Annotated in this window: 18 protein-coding genes; 10 read left to right on the top strand and 8 right to left on the bottom strand. The window is 70.9% G+C overall.

From position 1 onward, the window contains the following. A partial coding sequence (locus UWG_RS0114140; protein ID WP_016907874.1) for an ATP-dependent DNA ligase occupies positions 1–869 on the bottom strand: 869 nt, incomplete at its 3' end. A gap of 101 nt (positions 870–970) precedes the next feature. Between UWG_RS0114140 and UWG_RS0114135 the strand changes: the two genes are divergently transcribed. Beyond that, a complete protein-coding gene (locus UWG_RS0114135; protein ID WP_016907873.1) occupies positions 971–2,032 on the top strand; it encodes an ATP-dependent DNA ligase in 1,062 nt (353 codons plus the stop codon). 8 nt (positions 2,033–2,040) lie between these two features. Here the strand turns inward: UWG_RS0114135 and UWG_RS0114130 are convergent, their stop codons facing one another. Beyond that, on the bottom strand, positions 2,041–2,652 hold the full coding sequence (locus UWG_RS0114130) for an acyl-CoA-like ligand-binding transcription factor (RefSeq protein WP_016907872.1): 612 nt from the start codon (positions 2,650–2,652) through the stop codon (positions 2,041–2,043). 175 nt (positions 2,653–2,827) lie between these two features. Here UWG_RS0114130 and UWG_RS0114125 point away from each other — a divergent pair, with 175 nt between their 5' ends. Continuing rightward, positions 2,828–4,222 carry a carboxypeptidase regulatory-like domain-containing protein gene (locus UWG_RS0114125; protein WP_016907871.1) on the top strand — a complete coding sequence of 465 codons (1,395 nt, stop codon included), beginning with the start codon at positions 2,828–2,830 and terminating at the stop codon, positions 4,220–4,222. A 66-nt stretch (positions 4,223–4,288) separates the two neighbouring features. Here UWG_RS0114125 and trxA read toward each other — a convergent pair whose 3' ends face one another. Then, positions 4,289–4,669: a thioredoxin gene (gene trxA / locus UWG_RS0114120; protein WP_016907870.1), complete on the bottom strand. Its 381-nt coding sequence runs from the start codon at positions 4,667–4,669 to the stop codon at positions 4,289–4,291. Positions 4,670–4,850: 181 nt separating this feature from the next. On the opposite strand from trxA, the gene UWG_RS0114115 reads away from it, so the two are divergent. Further along, positions 4,851–5,816 (top strand): pirin family protein, encoded by a 966-nt coding sequence (locus tag UWG_RS0114115; protein WP_016907869.1) that lies wholly within the window; start codon positions 4,851–4,853, stop codon positions 5,814–5,816. A gap of 346 nt (positions 5,817–6,162) precedes the next feature. Here the strand turns inward: UWG_RS0114115 and UWG_RS0114110 are convergent, their stop codons facing one another. After that, positions 6,163–7,017: an NAD(P)H-binding protein gene (locus tag UWG_RS0114110; RefSeq protein WP_016907868.1), complete on the bottom strand. Its 855-nt coding sequence runs from the start codon at positions 7,015–7,017 to the stop codon at positions 6,163–6,165. A 149-nt stretch (positions 7,018–7,166) separates the two neighbouring features. On the opposite strand from UWG_RS0114110, the gene UWG_RS0114105 reads away from it, so the two are divergent. Beyond that, a complete protein-coding gene (locus UWG_RS0114105) occupies positions 7,167–7,778 on the top strand; it encodes a TetR/AcrR family transcriptional regulator (protein WP_016907867.1) in 612 nt (203 codons plus the stop codon). A gap of 316 nt (positions 7,779–8,094) precedes the next feature. Further along, positions 8,095–11,034 (top strand): acid phosphatase, encoded by a 2,940-nt coding sequence (locus tag UWG_RS0114100; RefSeq protein ID WP_016907866.1) that lies wholly within the window; start codon positions 8,095–8,097, stop codon positions 11,032–11,034. 135 nt (positions 11,035–11,169) lie between these two features. Here UWG_RS0114100 and UWG_RS0114095 read toward each other — a convergent pair whose 3' ends face one another. The 4 genes from UWG_RS0114095 to UWG_RS0114075 form a co-directional block, all read right to left on the bottom strand. Beyond that, positions 11,170–12,027 carry an aldo/keto reductase gene (locus UWG_RS0114095; RefSeq protein ID WP_016907865.1) on the bottom strand — a complete coding sequence of 286 codons (858 nt, stop codon included), beginning with the start codon at positions 12,025–12,027 and terminating at the stop codon, positions 11,170–11,172. After that, entirely contained in the window at positions 12,024–12,182 is a 159-nt protein-coding gene (locus UWG_RS33690) for a cupin domain-containing protein (RefSeq protein ID WP_016907864.1), read from the bottom strand. Before UWG_RS33690 ends, UWG_RS0114095 begins: the two co-directional genes overlap by 4 nt. Positions 12,183–12,669: 487 nt before the next feature. Continuing rightward, positions 12,670–13,326, bottom strand: a complete 657-nt coding sequence (locus UWG_RS0114080) for a CatB-related O-acetyltransferase (protein WP_016907862.1) — start codon at positions 13,324–13,326, stop codon at positions 12,670–12,672. A gap of 450 nt (positions 13,327–13,776) precedes the next feature. After that, positions 13,777–14,778 carry a LacI family DNA-binding transcriptional regulator gene (locus UWG_RS0114075; RefSeq protein ID WP_016907861.1) on the bottom strand — a complete coding sequence of 334 codons (1,002 nt, stop codon included), beginning with the start codon at positions 14,776–14,778 and terminating at the stop codon, positions 13,777–13,779. A 243-nt stretch (positions 14,779–15,021) separates the two neighbouring features. Here UWG_RS0114075 and iolC point away from each other — a divergent pair, with 243 nt between their 5' ends. The 5 genes from iolC to UWG_RS0114050 all read left to right on the top strand — a co-directional run bounded on the left by iolC (position 15,022) and on the right by UWG_RS0114050 (position 20,681). After that, positions 15,022–15,990, top strand: a complete 969-nt coding sequence (iolC, locus tag UWG_RS0114070) for a 5-dehydro-2-deoxygluconokinase (RefSeq protein WP_016907860.1) — start codon at positions 15,022–15,024, stop codon at positions 15,988–15,990. Between the two features lie 4 nt (positions 15,991–15,994). Further along, positions 15,995–16,867, top strand: a complete 873-nt coding sequence (locus UWG_RS0114065) for a Cgl0159 family (beta/alpha)8-fold protein (RefSeq protein ID WP_033196138.1) — start codon at positions 15,995–15,997, stop codon at positions 16,865–16,867. After that, positions 16,864–17,757 carry a 5-deoxy-glucuronate isomerase gene (gene iolB, locus UWG_RS0114060; RefSeq protein WP_016907858.1) on the top strand — a complete coding sequence of 298 codons (894 nt, stop codon included), beginning with the start codon at positions 16,864–16,866 and terminating at the stop codon, positions 17,755–17,757. The genes UWG_RS0114065 and iolB overlap by 4 nt, the downstream gene beginning before the upstream one ends. Then, positions 17,754–19,637: a 3D-(3,5/4)-trihydroxycyclohexane-1,2-dione acylhydrolase (decyclizing) gene (gene iolD / locus UWG_RS0114055; RefSeq protein WP_016907857.1), complete on the top strand. Its 1,884-nt coding sequence runs from the start codon at positions 17,754–17,756 to the stop codon at positions 19,635–19,637. Before iolB ends, iolD begins: the two co-directional genes overlap by 4 nt. A 93-nt stretch (positions 19,638–19,730) precedes the next feature. After that, positions 19,731–20,681: a TIM barrel protein gene (locus tag UWG_RS0114050; RefSeq protein WP_016907856.1), complete on the top strand. Its 951-nt coding sequence runs from the start codon at positions 19,731–19,733 to the stop codon at positions 20,679–20,681. Positions 20,682–20,796 lie beyond the last annotated feature (115 nt).

Below are 20,796 nucleotides of genomic sequence, written 5' to 3'. Positions count from 1 at the left end.
CCCGCCGCGGGGACGTCCAGACGCGACCCGACGCGCCCCGACGTCTCCTGGAAGGGCCGCGGCCTGCCGCTCTCCGCGTCCAGCGCGATCACCTCGCCGTCGAGCACGACGCGCTCGGCCGCGACCTGCCCGGCCGCCTCGACCACCTCGGGGAGCCGGTCGGTGATCTCGTCGAGCGTGCGGGTGTAGACGCGCACGTCGTCGCCGTCCTTGTGGACCTGCACCCGGATGCCGTCGAGCTTCTCCTCCACGGCGCACGCGCCCAGCCGCGCCACCGCCTCCTCGACGCCGTCCGCCGGCTGCGCCAGCATCGGCAGCACGGGTCGCCCCACCTCGAGACCGAACTCCGGCAGCACGGCCCGCCCCTCGGCGAGGAGCCGCCGGGCGACGGCACCGAGCGAACCGCCGAGCATCACGGCCCGCCGCACCTCGCCCGACTCCGCCCCGCCGGCCGCCGCGAGCCCCTCGACGGCGAGCGCGTCGAGCGCGCCCTGGCGCAGCTCGCCGGTGAGCAGCCGCACCAGGAACCACTGCTCCTCCGACGTCGCGCTGCCCATCAACTCCGCGACGAGGCGCGCCCGTTCGGCCTGCGCCCCCTTGCCCGCGACGGCGGCCACGGCGTCGAGGGCGCGGTCCGTCCCTGCGACGGTGAGCCGCGCCTCCGAGGCCGGTGGCGGCAGCTCGCGCAGCGAGCTCCAGCCGACGCCGGTGCGGCGCTGCGGCAGCCGTCCTGCGAGGTAGGTGACGACGAGCGGCGCCTCCTCCGGGTCCGTCTGGCGGAAGAGACGCGCGAGAAGTTCCGTCTTCACCGAACGGGCCGCCGCCTCGGCGACCTCACGCGACGTGCGGGCGATCTCGGCGAGCAACATGCCCCCATGGTGGCGCGGATCGCTCCCGTGCACCCGGGGGCGTGCGCGCGGACGGACGCCTCCGGCGCGCGCGAGGCCGCTCCACCCCGCAGAATCGCGGTGTGGACCTGCCGGTGATGCCTCCGCTGAAACCGATGCTCGCCAAGGCCGTCGCCCGCATCCCGCCCGGCATGCAGTACGAGGCGAAGTGGGACGGCTTCCGGGCGCTCGTCTTCCGCGACGGCCGCGAAGTGGAGCTCGGCAGCCGCACGGGCAAGTCCCTCACGCGCTACTTCCCCGAACTCGTCGCCGAGTGCACCCAGCAGCTCCCGCCGCGCTGCGTGCTCGACGGCGAGATCGTCCTCGCCCGCGGTCCGCGACTCGACTTCGACGCCCTCTCCGAGCGCATCCACCCGGCGGCCTCCCGCGTACGCCGCCTCGCCGAGGAGCAGCCGGCCGCCCTCGTCGTCTTCGATCTCCTCGCCGTGGGGGACACCTCCGCGCTCGACCTCCCCCAGCACGAGCGCAGGCGCCTCCTCACCGAGGCCCTCCACGACGTCGCACCGCCGCTCTTCCCCGCCCCCGCCACCGACCGACTCGACCTCGCCAGGCGCTGGTTCGACCGCTTCGAGGGCGCCGGGCTCGACGGCGTGGTCGCCAAACCCCCCGACGGTCCCTACCGTCCCGGCGAGCGCGCCATGGCGAAGGTGAAGCACGAGCGCACCGCCGAGTGCGTCGTCGGCGGACTCCGCCGGGGCAAGGGAAGCAGCCCGGGTGCCCTGCTGCTGGGGCTCTGCTCTGGCGAGAGCCTGGAGTACGTCGGCGTCTGCTCGTCGTTCGGTGCCGCCAAGTGGCGCGAGGTGACGGCCGAACTGGAGCCGCTCGCCGTCCCGCTCGCCGGACACCCGTGGGCGGACTGGCGCGACGAGTCGGCCCACGAGCAGCGCCGCCTGCCCGGCGCCCCCACGCGCTGGAACACGGAGAAGAGCAGGGAGTGGGAGCCCGTGCGCCCCGAGCGCGTCTGCGAGGTCGTCTACGACCACACGCAGCAGGGCCGCTTCCGGCACACCACGCGCTTTCTCCGGTGGCGCCCCGACCGTGAGCCGTCGAGCTGCACCTACGAACAGCTCGACGAGCCCGTGGAGTTCGACGTGCGCGAGGTGCTCGCCGGAGGCGGGACGTGAGGGCCGCGTCAGTCGCCGCGCGGGTCGGCGAGGCCCGCGGCGAGCATCCCGAACGCCTCGTCGAGGAGGTCGAGCAGCGCGGCGTCGGACGCCTCCGGGTCCCAGCGGCGCAGCGCGGCGCGGAGCGCGGTGAGCCCCGCTCCCGCGAGGAGCCGCGGGTAGAGGTCGTCGGGCCGCAGGCCGGTGCGCTCGGCGACGGCTTCGGCGAGCACTTCGGCCATGTGGCTGTTGCTGTGCAGCAGCTTCGGCACCAGTTCCGGATGCGCGCGCAGCAGGCGCCGGCGCTCGCGCCATCCCGGGTCGGCGACGAGGAGCGGGACGGCGGTGCCCAGCGTCCGCCGCAGCGCGTCGAAGGGCGGTTCCGCCGCGGGGCGTTCGAGGTACGCGTCGACGAGCTGCGTGCTCAGCCGCCGGTCCCAGTCGAAGACGGCGTCGTCCTTGGTCTCGAAGTAGTTGAAGAAGGTCCGCGTGGAGACGCCGGCGGCCGCGCAGATGTCCTGCACGGTCACGGCGGCAGGACTCTTCTCGGCGTAGAGCCGGACGGCGGCCCGGCGGAGAGCGGTGCGGGTCTCCGACTTCTTCTGCTCCCGCAGCCCTGCGGACGACGCCTTCGCGGGCATGGGCGGTCCCGTCCTCTTCGTCGGCGGCCCCGAGACGCTGCCTACATTAATGCATTTTTGCAGCACTGCACGTTTCTGTTAGCGTCCCTAAAGATTGTAGGCGTCATCGAACCGGCCGGGCCCGCCGACCGCCGACCGACGCATCCCCCAACACCCGAGGAGGCGGACCCTTTCCATGGCGGAGTCGACAGCGCAGACCGAGAGCGAGCAGCCCTCGACCGGCGCGAAGGTGCGCGCACTCGCAAGCGGCCTCTGGTTCCCTGCGTTCTTCTTCACCGGCTTCCTCGTCTGCTACCTGCTGCCGTTCCACAACCCCACGCCGCACCACGTGGACGTCGCGGTCGCGGGCCCTTCGGCGCACCAGCTCGACCAGGCGCTTGAGGAGAAGAGCCCGGGAGCCTTCGACATCCACCAGGTCGCCGACGCCGACGCCGCCCGGCAGGCCGTCCTCGACCGCGACGCCTCCGCCGGATACGTGCCGGGCCGGGACGGCTCCGAGCTCTACGTCGCCAAGGCCGACGGGTTCTCGCTGGAGTCGCTGCTGGAGAAGACGTTCACCTCGGTCGCCGAGGGCTCGGGGAGCACGCTGAAGGTCACCGACGTCGCCGGCACCGCTCCCGGCGACGCCACGGGCACCGGTCTCTTCTATCTCGTCCTCGCGTGCACCATCCCGTCGTACATCACCGTGATGATGCTCCTGCGCGTCACGACGATCTCCAAGCGCGGCAAGATCGCCACCCTCGCCGCCGTCGGCGCGCTCATGAGCACCGTCGCCTACTTCGTCGCCGGCTACGGCATGGACGTCATCCCGCACGAACCGCTGGCGATCCCGCTCGTCTTCCTGATGACGCAGGCCGTCGCACTCACCGCGTACGGACTCGTGCCCTTCTGCAAGCAGTTCTTCCCCGGTGTGGCACTCGGCATCTTCATCCTGCTGAGCATGCCGTCGAGCAGCGGCGCCGTCCCCGTCCAGATGGTGCCGGCCTTCTTCAGGGCGCTCCACCCGATCCTCCCGATGGGCAACCTCATCGAGGCGCTCCGCGGGGTCTTCTACTTCGACGGCGTCGACGTCTGGCGCCACACCCTCGTCCTCTGCGCCTGGGTCGTGGCGGGCGTGCTGCTCCTGCTCGCCGGACGCTGGAAGGAACTGCGCGCCGCCGCCAAGGAGTCGGAGGAGGAGAAGGCCGAGGAGGAGCAGGAGGCGCCCGTCGAGGACCCGACCTTCGAGCTCCCGGAGCCGAGCGCGGTACCGCCCCACGGGCGCGGCGCCGGCGGTCAGCGGCCCGAGCTCGCCGGCCGGGTCACCGACCCGCACGGCAACCCGCTCCCCGGCGTCGCGATCACCGTCACGCGGACGCACGGCCGCGAGATGGTCAGGGCGACGAGCGACGCCAACGGCGAGTACGCGGCCGCCGGGCTCGCCGGGCACATCGTCAACGTCATCGCCAGCACCCCCGACCGCCTCGCCGCCGTCGCGCGGGTGCAGGTGCGCGAGGGGCACCCCGTCCGACAGGACTTCCGGCTGGAACCGCGGACCCCGCACCCCTCGCACACGGCCTCGGCGTCCTGACGCACGACGAGGGCCCCGCACCGATCTCCGGTACGGGGCCCTCGCGTCCGGCCGCTGCGCCGCGGGTCAGCCCTGGGGCTCTCCGCCCTGCTGCTGTTCCTCGACGTTCCGCCTGACTTCCTCCATGTCGACGGCGCGGGCCTGGCCGATGAGGTCCTCCAGCGCCGCCTCGGGGAGCGCGCCCGGCTGGGCGAAGAGCACCGTGCGCTCCCGAATGATCGCCAGCGTCGGGATCGACTGGACCTCGAACGCGGCGGCGAGCTCCTGCTCCGCCTCGGTGTCCACCTTGGCGAAGGCGAGGTCGGGATGGCGGTCGGCCGCGGCCTCGTACACCGGCGCGAAGGACCGGCAGGGGCCGCACCACCCGGCCCAGAAATCGATGAGGACGAGATCGTTCTCGGTGACGACCTCCTCGAAGTTGTCCTTGGTGAGCTCGATGGTGCTCATGCTCTCTCCTGGTGAGGTTGGGACCCGGACCGCAAGGTGGGCTGCAGTCCGGCGCTCGGTGAACAAGACCGTGCGGACGGGCATTCCCTCGATCCGAGCGGGTATTCCCCCGCGTCGGAGGTCGGTTCCGGCGCCATAATCACGAGGCCGGAAGCCGTCCCACACCAGTCTGGGAGCAATGATGAGCAATCTCGACCTCAGGCCCTCACCCACGACCTGCGGCGGTCGCGAGGAGGTCTCGGCCGCCCCCGTCCGCGAGTTCCTGCAGCCGCGCACGGTACCGCTCGGCGGCTCCACCGTCGTGCGCCGGCTGCTCCCCAACCTGGGCCGGCGGATGGTCGGCGCGTGGTGCTTCGTCGACAACTACGGCCCCGACGACATCGCGGACGAGCCCGGCATGCAGGTGCCGCCCCACCCGCACATGGGGCTCCAGACCGTCAGCTGGCTGCATCAGGGGAGCGTCCTCCACCGCGACAGCCTCGGCAGCCTCCAGACGATCCGGCCCCGCGAACTCGGCCTGATGACCTCGGGCAACGCCATCTCGCACTCGGAGGAGTCCCCGCGCACCCACGCCCGCTGGCTCCACGGCGCCCAACTCTGGGTCGCCCTCCCCGACGCCTACCGCCACCGCGAGCCCACCTTCGAGCACCACCCCGGGCTGCCCACCTTCCAGGGAGGCGGCGTGACGGGCACCCTGATCCTCGGCGAACTCGACGGCGCCGCCTCACCCGGCACCGTCCACACCCCGCTCGTCGGCGCCGACCTCGCCCTCGACCCCGGCGCGGACGCACGTCTGCCCGTGCAGCCCGACTTCGAGTACGCGGTGCTGACCATGGAGGGCACGAGCGAGGTCGACGGCGTCCGACTCCCCCCGGGCTCCATGCTCTACCTCGGCTGCGGCCGCCGCGAACTCCCCCTCCGCGCCGACGTCGCGAGCAGTCTGCTTCTCCTCGGGGGCGAGCCCTTCGAGGAGAAGCTGGTGATGTGGTGGAACTTCGTCGGGCGGTCGGGCGAGGAGATCGTGGCAGCCCGTCAGGACTGGATGTCAGGCAACCGCTTCGGCAGTGTCCACGGGTACGACGGGGACCGGTTGGAGGCGCCGGAGCTGCCGGCCACGCCGTTGAAGGCGCGGGGGAGGGTGCGGTGACCTGGTATTCCTTGATGGACGGCCGTGCGGTGTGAGAGGTCTGGACTCGTTGCCCGGCTGCTCGCGCGGAGAGCTGTTCCGAGCAATTGCCCGGTGTGTGGGGAGTCTTCGGCGGCCTGCGCTCGTGCCAAGCGCTGCGGCGTTGCGGTCCGGGCAGCCTCATCGGGGTGGCGGTCGTGGACACCGGGCAAGCTGTTCTCCGGCTCGGGGCGTCTCTCGGGCGAAGGCCGGCGGGCTGCGGCCGCGTCTGCCTCGTGTTCGGGTCGGGAGCAGTGGCTCGATCCGCGCCCACTCGCTCAAGAGCGTGCCCGGATCGACGATCAGGCGATCGGGAAGGAGCTCGGCTTCAGGCGGCGATGCCGGCTGCGAGCCGGTCGGCGGCGGTGCGGGGTTCGCGGCCGAGGAGTTCGGCCAGCAGAGGGCCGGTTTCAGCGAAGTAGCCCGTGCGGGCCGCCTGGTACCAGGTGAGCATGAGCCGGGCCGTCTGCTCCGGCACTCCGGTCGTGATCTGGTCGGCGACCCACTCTTCGTCGTCCAGGACGACGCGCTTGACAGTGCGATCGGTGAGTTCTGAGGCGATCTCGGCGAGATCGCCGAAGGTGACCGCGGTCGGGGCGGTCAGGGCGGTCGGGCCGTCGAAGGTTCGGTCGCCGGCGAGGATGGCCGCAGTGGCCTCGGCTACTTCGGCACGGTCGGTGTACGGGACGGGGCCGTCCTGCGGCTGAGCGATCACGCCGGTCCGCTGCCACGGTCCGAGAACCTGATCAAGCGGGCCGTAGGCGCCGTTGCGCAGTGCGGTCCAGTCGGCTCCGGAGTCGCTGAGGATCGCCTCGGTGGCGATGTGGATGTCCGACGGCCGGTACGGGTTGTCGGGGACGGCGCCCTGCTGGCTCGTGTAGAGGATCCGCCGGGCGCCGGCCGCGACCGCGGCTTCGACGGCATTGCGGTGCAGGCCGACCATGTCGGCGGCCGGGTCGTTGCCGGACACGAGGAAGACCTGGTCGGCACCGGCGAATGAGTCACGCAGCGCGGCCGGGTCCTCGTAGGAGCCCTGTCGCACCCGCACGCCGCGGTCGGCCAAGTGCCGCGCCTTGGCGGCGTCGCGGACGCTCACGCCGATCCGGTCGGCGGGTACGCGCTTGAGGAGGTGCTCGACGGTGGCACCGCCCAGCCCACCGGTAGCGCCGGTGACAACGATCATGTTCTTGACCTTCCTGAGCGCCCGCGGCGCCCGTCTCGACGGTCGGCGGCAGCATAAGTTGACCACGCTGGTCAGCTTTTCCTCGTCTGCGACGGTAGGTAAGCTGACCCACCGAGTCAAGTTATGCCGGCAAGCATCAGGGAGAGACGATGAGGGACATGGCCGGCGCGATGCCTTCGGAGTCCCGGCTGCGCGCCGACGCGCGGCGAAACGCCGCACAGATCCGCGCTGCCGCGATCGGTGCCTTCCAGGGGCAGGGCCTGACGGTGCCTCTGGAGGAGGTCGCCAAGGCGGCAGGGGTGAGCAAAGCCACGGTCTTCAACCGGTTCGGCGGGCGGATCGGCCTCATCGAAGCCGTCATCGAAGAGCTCGTCGCGCGCGAGTTGTTCGCCCTCATCGACCACGCCCGGTCCGTTGACGACGCCGGCGAGCGGATCGCGTACTACCTCACCGCGATCCGCGACCTCCAATACCGCCAACCCGCCTTCAACGACGTCCTGTTGCAGACCTATCCGCACTCGGAGCAGCTCATGGAGATCTGCCGGGTCGGCAGCCGGGCCAACGAAGAGTTCATCGCAGCGGCGCGAACCGCCGGGGCGCTGCGGCCGGAGTTCACGGCGGACGATTTCCATGCACTCGTCGTCGACAACGCACTCGCCCTCAAGTACGGCGAGCGTCCGCCCCGGGAGGATTACGACCGCCGCACCATGTACCTCCTGGACGGGATCCGAGGGCACCCTTCCGCTTCTGGCGGACGATGACACCGCCCCCTGCCCCGGCGTCGCGCACCGCACTCCGTGGCTCGTCCCGTGCAGCGAGTCTGTCCGTCGTCGGGTGCCGGTCGGGTAGGCGCGGATCGTAGGTTCCGCGCCACCGCGCACGCCCCAGCGCCGGATGTGTGAACCCAACGCCCGGGCCTCCGGGGGCGGTTCAGGCCACGCCGCGCCGTGCCGCATGCATTGACATGTACGGACGGGCGCTCCACGCTGACTTGCGTTGACAACGTTGTCCCCATCGCTGCTCGAACCGGGAGAGGGCACTGTGCGCGTGTTGAGAAGGAGCGGTGGCCGGGTCGCGATGCTGGCGGCAGCGCTCATGGTGGTCTCGGTCGGCGTCCAGCCCGTGAGCGCCTCGGGCGCGGACACGGCCGGAAGAGCGAGCGCGAACGGCTACTGGTCCACCTCGTACGAGGCCGGCACACCCCGGCCGGCGGGCTTTGCCGGCCGCGGCCCCGCCAGGAACCTGCGAGGCGAGACGACGCGGGTGAACACGACCGTCGAGTCGGTGAGTTCGAACCATCCCAACGACGACAGGCCGGGCGAGCACGTCTCGAACCTCGCGGACGACGACGGCTCCACCAAGTGGTACGCGCGCGGCAGCGGCAAGCCGACGTCCTCCCGACCCGCGCACGCGATCTACCGCCTCGCCGACCCGGCCGCCGTCACGCGGTACTCGCTCACCGCAGGGAACGACGCGGCACCGCGCGACCCCCGGGCTTGGACCGTGCTCGGCAGCAACAGCCCCGACGCCGCCTCGGACGCCGACGACCCCTCGTGGACGGCGCTGGACAGCGAGGCCGAGGAGAACTTCGAGAAGCGTCTCCAGACCAACTTCTACTCGATCGACGATCCCGGCAGATACCGCTACTACCAACTGCGGGTCACGGAGAACTGCGCCGAGCGGTGCGACGGCTCCCCGGACGACCACGAGAAGCTGCAGATCGCCGACTGGACCCTGCGCAGCTCCGCCGGCACCCGGGCCTCGGCGCTCGGCGCCTCAGTGGAGAACGCCGAGTCGGTCGGCGCGGCGGACGGCAGCTACGCCCTCAGGTACGCGGGGCGCACCCTGGAGGAGGGCGGTGCGGGCTCGGCGGTGGTGGTCCGCTCCGAACTCGACGTGTCCCTCGGCGAGGACGCGGAGTTGACCTACGCGATCCGCCCCGCGGACGCCGCCTCCGCCCACGCCGCCCTCGACGTCGTCTACACGGACCCGGACGGCAGCCACCCGCGCACGGTGAGCGCCGACGGAGCCCTGCGCGACACCGACGGGCGGCCGGAGGACGCGAAGGCACACGGCTCCACGCTGACTCCGGGCTCCTGGAACAGGGTGTCGGTGGATCTGGGAGACCTCGCGGGCAAGCGCGTCACCGATGTGCTGCTCCGCTACGACGACCCCGCCGCGAGGGCCGCCGCCCCCGTCTCCGGCTGGGTGGACGACATCGAACTCGGCAAGGCGGCGGTGGGCTCCTCGACCACCTGGAGCTACCTCGACGCCCCCGACGTGGACCCGGCCGAAGGGGCACAGGACCGCACGGAGTGGACGAGGCCCGGCTTCGATCCCGGCGACGCGCCGTGGAAGAAGGCCCGGGGACCCTTCGGCGCCAAGGACGAGGGCACGGACCTGGGCGAGGACTTCCCCGTCGAAACCAAGCTGAACCTGCGCAAGGAGACGGGCGACGATCTGGAGGCGTACTTCTTCCGGACCTCCTTCACCATGGAGCAGTCGACCATCGACGCGCTCACCGGGCTGGCCGGCTCGGTCGTCTACGACGACACGGCGACGGTGTACCTCAACGGCCACCGCGTCGCCGGCTGGAACGACTCCGAGATCTCGAAGAACCTCCAGTACCGGACCCCGGACGGCACCGACGGGGAGAAGGACCCGGCACAGTCGGAGTTCACGGTGCCCGCCTCCGAACTGCGCGCCGGCAAGAACACCTTGGCCGTGGAGGTGCACCAGGCCAACAGCACCAGTTCGGACGCCTACTTCGAGCTGCCGCGGCTGGCGCAGACCGACGCCTCCCAGCCGTTCACCGACGCCCAACTGGACACCGCCTACGACTCGGACGAGCTGCCCGACGCGCCTGACGGCGGCGACTACTTCACCTGGCTGCTGCGTTCCTTCGAGGACGCACGCGGCACACCGAGCCTCATGGGGCCGAACGAGGAGCTGCCGAAGGGCACCACCTACGACGAGCTGAGGGCGCGCAACGACAGGAAGGTCGTCGACATCAACAACGCGCACGGGGAGCGCGGCGATCCCCAGGTGCGCAAGGCGCTCGTCGACGGCGCGGGCAGCCCGTACGAGACGATGGAGGACGGGCTGGGCAGCGTGCTCGGCCGCTTGTACAAGGACGCCCTGAAGAACGGGGAGTTGCCGAAGACCGAGGCGCTGCTCTCCCGTCGCATCGAGAAGACGCCGACCTCGGACGACGACTGGTACCAGACCGCCAAGGACAACTACCAGTACAAGCGCCCCTTCGTACGGATGGGCTTCACCGACGGCGAGGGCCTCATCGAGCAGTGGGACACCCCCGAGGGCTACGAGGGCCTCGCCGGGGACGGCTCCTTCCCGAGCGGCCACACCAGCCACGGCTACGCGCAGGGGATCGTCATGGCCACGCTGCTCCCCGAACTGGCCCCGCAGATCCTGGCGCGCGCCTCCGAGTACGGCGACAACCGCGTCCTGCTGGCCTTCCACTACCCGACCGACATCATGGGCGGACGGATCGTCGGTGCGAAGACCGCGCAGGTCCGCTGGTCCGACCCGCAGTTCCGCACCCTGCTGAGGCAGGCAAGGGGCGAACTGCGGGGCGTGCTGGCGCACAAGTGCCGCGAGGCGGGGGCGGGCGGCACGCTCGGCGAGTGCCTCGCCGGGGAGAAGCCGTACCTTCCCACCGGCGAGGCACTGGACGTCTACGAGCAGCGGATGACCTACGGGTTCCCGCAGATCGGCTCGGAGGGCCTTCCGCCGTCCGTCCCCCAGGGGGCGGAGGACCTGCTGCTGACCGCCTTCCCGAAGCTCTCGGCCGACGAGCGGCGCGCCGTGCTGGCCGCCACCCAGATCGAGTCCGGGTACGCGCTCGACGACCAGGACGGCGCCGGGAGCTGGCAGCGTCTGAACCTGGCCGCGGCGATGAGTGCCGAGGTCGGCACGGACGCGGACGGACGGCTCACGGTGAACGGGACCGCCGTGGACGCCGGCGGCGTACCGGTCAGGGCGCCGGACGCGAAGTAGCCCGCCGTGCCTCGTCGACGACGCGCGGCAGGGCGGCTGGCGGGGGCGTGGGCCGGTCGCCGACGTCCGGGCGGATGACGGGCGACGAGGCGGCTGCCGGGGAAAGCGGAAGGCGACTCCCCGCCCCGGGTCGGGTCACTTGCCGCTGTAGACGGGGAAGTCGCTGTACTCGCCGTAGTCCTGCGCCCTCAAGCTCCGCAGCGCGGCCATGTCCTCGTCGGAGATCTCGAAATCGACCTGGGCGTTGGACCGCATGTGCTCGGGGTTGGCCGTCTTCGGCAACGACACGGTCCCCAGTTGGAGCGTGTAGCGGATGCACAGTTGCGGGACGCTCACGCCGTACCTCTCGGCCATCGTCTGGACCTCGGCGTTCTTCAGCATCTCGCCGTGTGCGATCGGTGAGTACGCCTCGACGAGGATGCCCTCGGCCTCGCAGTAGGCGATCAGCTCGAAGGGCGTGTTCCCGACGTGCGCGAGCAGCTGGTTGACGTGCGGGACTACCGTGCAGCTCGACAGGAGGTTCTCCAGGTCGGCCCGCAGGAAGTTCGAGACGCCGATGGAGCGGATCCTGCCCGCCTTGTGCGCATCCTCCAGGGCACGCCAGGCCTGGCGGTTGCCCTCGGCGTAGTCGCCGCCGCGGAAGTCGTCCCACGGTTGCGGGGAGTGGATCAGCATCAGGTCCACGTGCTCCAGTCCCGTCGTCGCCAACGATCGGTCGATCGCGGCGACGGCCTGGTCGTAGTCCTTGATCTCCGCGGCCAGCTTCGTGGACACGAACAGCTCCGAGCGGGGGACGTCCGCGGTGCGCACGCCTTCGCCGACGCCGCGCTCGTTGAGGTAGGCCTGCGCGGTGTCGATGTTGCGGTAGCCGAGCCGGACGGCGTCGCGGACCGCTTGCGCAGCCTGGTCGTCGTCGATGAACCACGTGCCGAGCCCGAGCTTGGGGACGGACACGTCGTTGGAAAGGGCGTAGGTCTCGCTCAGGGTGGTCATGCGTTGCTCCCGTTCTTGTACAGGGTGTCGTACTCCTCGCCGGTGACCGGGTCCGACCACTCGTAGTGGGTGTCCGCCCCGGGTACCTCGCTCGCGAGGTGGGTGAACCACGCGTCGGCCCTCGCGCCGTGCCGGCGCTCGGCGCCCGCGAGCACGCGGGCTCGAAGGTCACGTTCGCAAGGACCACGCCCTCGGTGGTCGGCATGCTCAGGTGGCTCCGCCCGACGGAGTTCGCCGCGTAGGCGCCGACCCTGAGCGTCGAGCGCGACCAGCGGGAGCAGCGTGAAGGTACGCGCACGGCGACAAGCCAGGGCCTACCGAACAGGTCCCGAGACCCACGCACGAGCGAGCGCCGCGGCCGGCACGATCCGCACCAACGGGGCGACGGCGGCCGCGGAACTGCTGCTCGACCGGGCCGGCCACGGAGGAGGGCTGTCGGTTCGCTGAAGACGCGGGAGCACCGGGCTGGGCGGCGCTCCCCGGTGCCGTACCGGCATCCCGCTCAGCAGCCGATGGCGGCACCGAGGATTGCTCACCACCGCCGCGGCTCCACGCCACCACCTGCCGAGCCCGGGCAGATCCCCCGACGCGCGGTCTCAGGCGGGGCGAGTCGGCCGCTGCTTCCGCGGAAGAGGCAGGCGCCTACCGGGTCTCGAGCTGTGCGGCGATGGCGGCGAGTTCGCTCGGGGTACCGCCCATGATGGTTGCGGCGTGCCGGGTCACGGCCTCGATCGGCCAGTCCCACCAGCACGCTTCGAGGAGCTGCTGCACGTCCTCCGGGGTGTACCGGTGGCGGATCACACCGGCTGGGTTGCCGCCAACCACCGCGTACGGCTCGATGTCCTTGGTGACGACACTGTGCGCGGCGACGACGGCTCCGTGTCCGATGGTGACGCCGGGCATGACCACGGATTCGCGTCCGAACCACACGTCGTTGCCGACGATGGTGTTTCCCGTCGCCGGAACGGCCGTGAAGGTGTCGAGCGTGTTGTCCGTCCATTCCTGACCGAACATGGTGAACGGATACGTCGACGGCCCGATCATGGGGTGCTGGCCACTGGGCATGAGGAATTGGGTGCCCGGGCCGATCGCACAGAACCGGCCGATGCGGAGTGCCTGGGGTCCGTAGTTGTACAGCACGTTCGTCGTCTCGAACGGGCCGCGCCAACCCTCGTCGTCGTAGTAGGTGAACTCCCCGACCTCGATGAGCTCGGAGGTGACCTGATTGGCGAGGAAGACGACGTTGGTCAGGTCCGGACGTGTCGTGGGATGAAGCTGCGCGGGATCGGGAGGGGGCATGGAACGTCCTTACGTGCAAAAGGGGCGCGCGGCTGAGGGGCAACACCCGCCGATACGACGGTCAGCGCGCGAGCGGCGCCGCAGGCGTGACTCGGGTGTTCATGTCCGCGTCGCATTCGACGGGCCCTCGCGCGCCGGCATTCGGCATCACGAGGTCGCGACCGGGTCGCGCGCAGTGCCTTGGCGCCGATTGCGCCTCCGCGAATCGAGAACCTCGGGATCGTCCCACGGTCAACAGCTCGATGCCACCGAATAAGGTGCAGTTCCGCGGCCTGCGCGCCGGACACTTCACCGGCGACCGCACCGTGCCGCACGCCGGTGCCCCCGCAGTGACGGACTGCTGCCTCGCCGGGCGTCACGAGCACGATGACCAGAGCGGTGCCGGTCGAAGGCGCGGGGAGGCCTCGTCCGCCTGGTGGTTCGTGCGTCGCGTCAGCGGCCGGGGAGTGGTCAGCCGCCCCCTGCGCGAGGCGGCCCGGTGGTCCCCCGCACCATCAACTTCGCGCCGAGTACCGCGTGCCGGGGCTCCAACTCGCCGTTCTCCAGGCGCTCCACGGCGAATCTGACGGCTCGTTCCGCCATCACGTCGACGTCCTGACGGACCGTGGTGAGACCGATGGGCATCATGTGCGAGCGGTGGCTGTCGTCGTATCCGACGACGGACAGGTCGCGGGGCACGTCGACACCGCCGCGCGTCAGAGCAAGCATCAGACCCATGGCGCAGCGGTCGTTGGCCGCGAGCACGGCGGTCGGCAGCCTCGCCCCGAGGTCGCGCTCGCGGAGCAGCAGTTCGCCCGCTTCGACGCCGGACTCCTCGGTTCCGCCGCCGGGGATCACACGCAGTTCCTCGCTCAGGCCGCGTCGTCGCATCGACGCGCGGTAGGCACGGCGCCTTTCGGCGGAGCCGGGTCCCTTGCCCCCGTCGACGTGGACCAGGGAACGGTGACCCAGGTCGAAGAGGTGGTTCATGGCCTGCCGTACGCCGCTGCTCTCGGCCGTGTAGACGCTGTCCACCGGCGCCCCGGCGGCGCGGCGGCTGACGGAGACCACGACGGTGCGCCGTCCGAGCTCGTTGAGGTACGCCTGCGGTGCCTCCGGGCCGAGGAGGAGCACGGCCTCACAACGATGGGAGAGCAGGGCCTCCACCGCCTTCTGCTCCGTTCGGCCGTGCGCGGGTGAGGAGAGCAGTGCGTCGTAGCCCAGTTCCTCCGCCTCGGGGTAGATGCGTGAGACGAGGTCGGCGTGGAAGGGATGCTGAACGGTGAACAGCACGCCCAGGGCGCGGCTACGTCCGCGGGCGAGCAGCCGGGCGGCGTTGTCGGGGTGGTAACCGACCTCGTCGGCGACGCGGAGGATGCGTTCGCGGGTCTCCTCGCCGGCGCCGGGCTGTCCCCGGAACACGATCGACACCAGGGCACGGGAGACCCCTGCCCGCTCCGCCACGTCGGCCATGGTCGGCCTCTGCCTGCCCGATCGGTTCACGGGTGTGTGCACCTCCGAGGTTCGCTCGTGCCCGCCGGTGTCACCGTACCGGCGCGATACGCGCTATTGACATGCCGCTCGGGCAGGCTTCATCGTGCTTCGAGTTAGCGCGCGCTAGTAGCGCGCGATAGTTCTAGGTCCCCGGCGGTGTGGACAGGCCCGTGGCTCCGCGCTGTTCGGGCAACGGCCGCCGTAGGAGGGGGAGTCGGGCAGATGGGGTTCGCCGTGCTGACCATGGGCCGAGTGGGGGTGGACGTCTATCCGCTGCAGACCGGTGTCGGGCTGGCCGACGTCACCTCGTTCGGCAAGTATTTGGGCGGTAGTCCGAGCAACGTTGCGGTGGCCGCGGCTCGTTACGGCCACAGCGCTGCGGTGATCACGAAGACGGGCGGTGATCCGTTCGGGGACTTCGTGCGCTCCGCGCTTGAAGGGTACGGCGTGGACAGTCGCTTCGTCGGCACCTCCCCGATCGCGCCCACGCCGGTGACCTTCTGCGAGATCTTTCCCCCGGACGACTTCCCGCTCTACGCCTACCGGTTGCCCAAAGCCCCCGACCTGGACCTCGTTGCGGAGGAACAGGACCTCCAGGCCGTGCGTTCCGCCCGCGTCTTCTGGATGACGGGCACAGGACTGAGCGAGGAACCCAGTAGGTCGGCGACGCTCACCGCGCTGGAACACCGGGAGAAGTCCCATCCCACGGTCTTCGATCTGGACTGGCGGGAGACGTTCTGGTCCGACCCGGCGCAGGCGCCGAGTCGTTACCGCGAGGCCCTCCGGCACGCCACCGTCACCGTCGGCAACCTGGAGGAGTGCGAAGTGGCGACGGGCGAGCGCGAGCCGCACGCCGCAGCCGAGGCGCTGCTGGACGCGGGTGTGGAGCTGGCGGTGGTCAAGCAGGGCCCCGCGGGAGTGCTGGCGATGGGGCGCGACGGCGAGGCCGTTGAGATCCCTCCGAGCCCGGTGGAGGTGGTCAACGGACTCGGCGCGGGCGACGCGTTCGGAGGGGCGCTCTGCCACGGACTCCTGTCCGGCTGGGACACGCGGCGGACGATGGCCTTCGCGAATGCGGCAGGCGCGTTGGTGGCGGGCCGTCTGGCCTGTTCCGACGCGATGCCGACGGAGGAGCAAGTGGCGGCGAAGCTGCGTGCCACGCACTCGGACGAGCCCTCAGGGGAGGTGTGAGGAAGTGCTGTCCCCACGCGTACACGAGATCGTGGAAACTCGGGCCACCGCTCCAGGCGCGATCAGCGAGGCCGCGGCGCGGCGCGTCAGGGCGGCGTCACCGCTCGGCGAGCACGGCAAAGCCTTGATCATCGCGGCGGACCATCCGGCGCGAGGTTCCCACCGAGTCGGCAACGACCCCTGGGCCATGGCGAATCGGTTCGAATTGCTGGACCGGCTCTGCCGTGCGTTGGAACGGCCCGGCGTCACCGGCGTGTTGGCCACGGCCGACATACTCGAGGATCTTCTGCTGCTCGGTGTCCTGGACGACAAGAGCGTCTTCGGCTCGATGAACCGCGCCGGTCTCGCGCAGTCGGCCTTCGAAGTCGACGACCGGTTCACGGGGTACGACCCTGCTGGCATCGCCGAGCGGAACTTCGACGGTGGCAAGATGCTCCTGCGGATCGCACTGGAGGATTCGGCGACGCCGTCGGCGCTGGAGAACTGCGCGCGGGCCGTCGACGGGCTCAACGAGCGCGGACTGATCGCGATGATCGAACCCTTCCTGTCCCGATGGAAGGGAGGACGCCTCCACAACGACCTGTCGACCGATGCCGTCGTCACCTCGGTGACCGTGGCCTCAGGGCTTGGCCGCAGCACTGCCTACAGTTGGCTCAAGGTTCCCGTGGTGCCCGACATGGAACGGGTGTTGGCCGCTTCCACCCTGCCGGTGCTGCTGCTGGGCGGCGACGTGGCGGACGCCGAGGCCGCGTTCGCCTCGTGGAAGCAGGCGCTCGAGCAGCCGACCGCCCGCGGACTGGTCGTGGGCCGGTCCCTGCTGTTTCCCTCCGACGGCGATGTCGCCGGCGCCGTCGATCGGGCGGTGAGCTTGCTGTGACCGACACACCCACCTACCACCTGCCGAAGGGTACGACGGCCGACGGCCCGTTCGAAGTGAACCTGACTGCCCAGACCGCCGGTTGGGGGCACTCGGGACTGCGGGTGCTGCACCTCGCGGCCGGCGCAGGGCAGTCGGTGTCCACCGAGGACAGTGAACTTCTCGTGCTGCCGTTGGAGGGCAGCTGCACGGTCACCGTCGACGGGCAGAGCTTCCACCTCGAGGGCCGCTCCGGAGTGTTCGCCTCCGCCACCGACTTTCTCTACCTGCCCGGCCAAGCGACTGCCGTCGTCCGGAGCGCGGCCGGCGGGCGCTTCGCCCTGCCCTCCGCGCGTACTGCTCGCACCGACGGGGGAGCGCGGTACGGGCCACGGGAGAACGTACCGGTCGAGCTGCGCGGGGCCGGCGCCTGCTCGCGGCAGGTCAACAACTACTGCCTGCCGGGTACCTTCGACGCCGATCAACTCCTGGTCTGCGAGGTGCTCACCCCTGCCGGCAACTGGTCCTCCTACCCCCCGCACAAGCACGACACGGCGCGTACCGACGAGGACGGCACGCCGGTGGAGAGCGAGCTGGAGGAGATCTACTACTTCCAAGTCGCCGGCGGAGAACAGGGTTTCGGCTACCAGCGCGTGTACGGGGAGGCGGACCGCCCGATCGACGTGCTGGCCGAAGTGAGGTCGGGTGACACCGTGCTGATCCCGTACGGCTGGCACGGACCGTCGATCGCCGCTCCCGGGCACGACCTCTACTACCTCAACGTCATGGCGGGCCCGGGGTCCGAGCGCGCCTGGCTGATCTGCGACGACCCGGCGCACGCGTGGGTGCGCTCCGCCTGGGAGTCGCAAGAGGTCGATGACCGGCTCCCGTTCGGAGGGGATGCCCGATGAGGACCGTACGTCTCACCACCGCGCAGGCGCTCGTGCGCTTCCTTGCGCGGCAGTACAGCGAACGGGACGGCGAGGAACAGCGGTTGGTCCCCGGTATGTGGGGCATCTTCGGCCACGGGAACGTCGCCGGGGTCGGCCAGGCCCTGTTGCAGGCCGTTGAGACCGGAGAGGCAGACCTGCCCTACTACCTGGCCCGGAACGAGCAGGGCATGGTGCACGCGTCCGCCGCGTACGCGAAGATGCGGAACCGGCTCCAGACCTTCGCCTGCACCGCGTCCACCGGCCCAGGGTCCACGAACATGGTCACCGGAGCGGCGCTCGCCACCACGAACCGGCTCCCGGTACTGCTGTTGCCGAGCGACATGTTCGCCACCCGCGTCGCCGAACCGGTACTCCAGCAGTTGGAGCAGCCGCAGGCCGGCGACGTGTCGGTGAACGACGCACTGCGCCCCGTGTCGAAGTACTTCGACCGTGTCACGCGTCCCGAGCAGCTCGTCCCCGCCCTCCTCGCGGCGATGCGGGTCCTCACCGACCCCGTCGAGACGGGGGCCGTCACGCTGGCGTTGCCGCAGGACGTGCAGGCGGAAGCCTTCGACTGGCCGGAGTCGTTCTTCCGCCGCCGGGTGTGGCACGTCGGCCGCCCGGCACCCGAGCCGTCGGCCGTCGACCGTGCGGCAGCCCTGCTCCGTGGCGCACGGCGGCCGCTGATCGTCGCGGGCGGTGGGGTCGTCTACTCGGACGCGAGTGAACGACTGCGGTCGTTCGCCGAGGCGACGGGCGTGCCGGTGGCCGACACGCACGCGGGCAAGGGCGCGATGCCCTGGGACCACCCCCAGGCCGTCGGCGGTGTGGGTGCCACCGGCGGGTATGCCGCGAACGCGCTGGCGTCTGAGGCGGACGTGGTGCTCAACATCGGCACTCGGCTGAGTGACTTCACCACGGCCAGCCGTACGGTCTTCGGCAACCGGGACGTGGCCTTCGTCAATCTCAACGTGGCTCGGCTGGACGCCGTGAAGCACGCAGCCGAACCGGTGGTCGCGGATGCTCTGCCGGGGATCGAGGCACTCGCGGAGGCTCTCGCCGACTGGCGCGTGTCGGGCGACTACGAGGCGGAGATCCGCGAGGACATTGCGCACGCCAGGACGATCGAAGCGGAGTGCTTCGCACCCGACCGTGGCGAGGGGCGGCTCCCCGGGCAGACGGAGATCCTGGGAGCGCTCAACGAAACCCTGGACGACCGCGACGTAGTGATCAACGCCGCCGGATCGATGCCCGGAGACCTGCAACAGCTCTGGCGCGCGCGGGACCCGAAGAGTTATCACGTCGAATACGCCTACTCGTGCATGGGATACGAGGTGGCCGCCGGGGTCGGTGCGAAGTTGGCCGCTCCGGAACGGGAAGTGGTCGTGCTCGTCGGAGACGGCTCCTATCTGATGCTCGCGCAGGAGATCGTCACCATGCTTTCCGAGAGCCTGAAGGTGACCATCGTCCTGGTGCAGAACCACGGCTTCGCCTCGATCGGCTCCCTGTCCGAGGAGTTGGGCTCTCAGCGCTTCGGTACCAGCTACCGCTATCGCAGCGGGGCGTCCGGCCTGTTGGACGGCGAGCTGCTGCCCGTCGACTTGGCGGCCAACGCCGCTTCCCTCGGAGCCGGCGTGCTGCACGCGACCACCGTCGAGGAGTTCCGCACCGCGGTCGCCACCGCGCGGGCCGCCGACCGCACCACCCTCGTCCATGTCGAGGTCGACCCCTGCGGGGCCAACCCGCCCGCGCACGGCTGGTGGGACGTCCCGGTGAGCCAGACGGCGCGCGTGGAGACCACCCGCGCCGCCTACCGGACCTACGAGGAACGCAAACGCAACCAGCGCCACTATCTGTGAACCATCCGCCGGAAACGTTGGTGGGGGGCTCGACACCGTCCGGACCGACTCGGCTCCGCGCCGTCTCCCACTTCCTGCTTGTGAGGAGCAGCCATGGCAACAACGCCGCACTCTCCGCGCCTGACCGCGGGAAACCTCTGTCTCGGCACCGCCCCCGTCTCCTGGGGTATTTCCTTTCCCGAGGACGAGCGTCAGATCCCGTACTCGCGCTTCCTGGACGAACTGGTGACGGCCGGATACCGGTGGGTGGAACTGGGCCCGTACGGCTACCTGCCGCTGGAGCCGGAGCGCCTTGCCGCGGAACTCGCAGAGCGCGGCCTCCAGGTATCGGGCGGGACGACCTTCGGGGCCCTGCACCGCGAGGACGCGTGGGAGGAGACTCTCGCCCAGGCGCGGCGGGTCGCGGAGCTGACGGCCGCGGCCGGGGCCGGCCACCTGGTGTTCATCCCCCGTCTCTACCGGGACGAGAAGACCGGCGAGTACACCGAGCCGCCGGAGCTGACCGCGAGTCAGTGGGCCGGGGTCGGTGCGCGTGCCGACCGGCTCGGCAGCAGGCTGTGGGAGGAGTACGGGGTGCGGTTGGTCGTCCACCCGCACGCCGACAGCCATATCCAGACGCAGCCGGAGATCGAGAAGCTACTCGACGGGTCCGACGGCCGGTGGACCAACCTGTGCCTCGACACCGGGCACGTGGTCTACGGCGGTGGCGACAACCTCGACCTCATCCGCCGGTTCGGCGAGCGCGTCGGATACGTCCACCTCAAGCAGATGGACCCCGAGATCCTCGACCAGGTCGCCGCGGAGAACCTCTCCTTCGGCGAAGCGGTCGCGCGTGGTGTGTGCGTCACCCCGCCCGCGGGGCTGCCCGATCCCGCCGACATCGTGGCCGAACTGACCGCGTTGGACGCCGAGTTGTTCGTCGTCGTCGAGCAGGACCTCTACCCCTGCGCCCCCGAGGTGCCGCTGCCGATCGCCCGGCACACGCGGGAGTACCTCGCCGAGTGCGGACTGTCGGCAACCCGGCGGCCGTCAGCGGCCCGGTGACCCGGACGAAGCTGCCCGCCGCAGGCGCCAGGGAGAGCTTTCCTGCGCGCCCCGCTCACCCTCCCCGGAAGGAATCTCAATGATGAAGTCAAGCTGCTTGCGTGACTGGCGGGGC

Origin of the sequence: Streptomyces xiaopingdaonensis (genome assembly GCF_000262345.1) — a bacterium.
In the GTDB taxonomy this organism is placed as follows: domain Bacteria; phylum Actinomycetota; class Actinomycetes; order Streptomycetales; family Streptomycetaceae; genus Streptomyces; species Streptomyces xiaopingdaonensis.
Note: the sequence above shows the minus strand (reverse complement) of the source record. Positions and strands in the feature narration are given on the sequence as shown.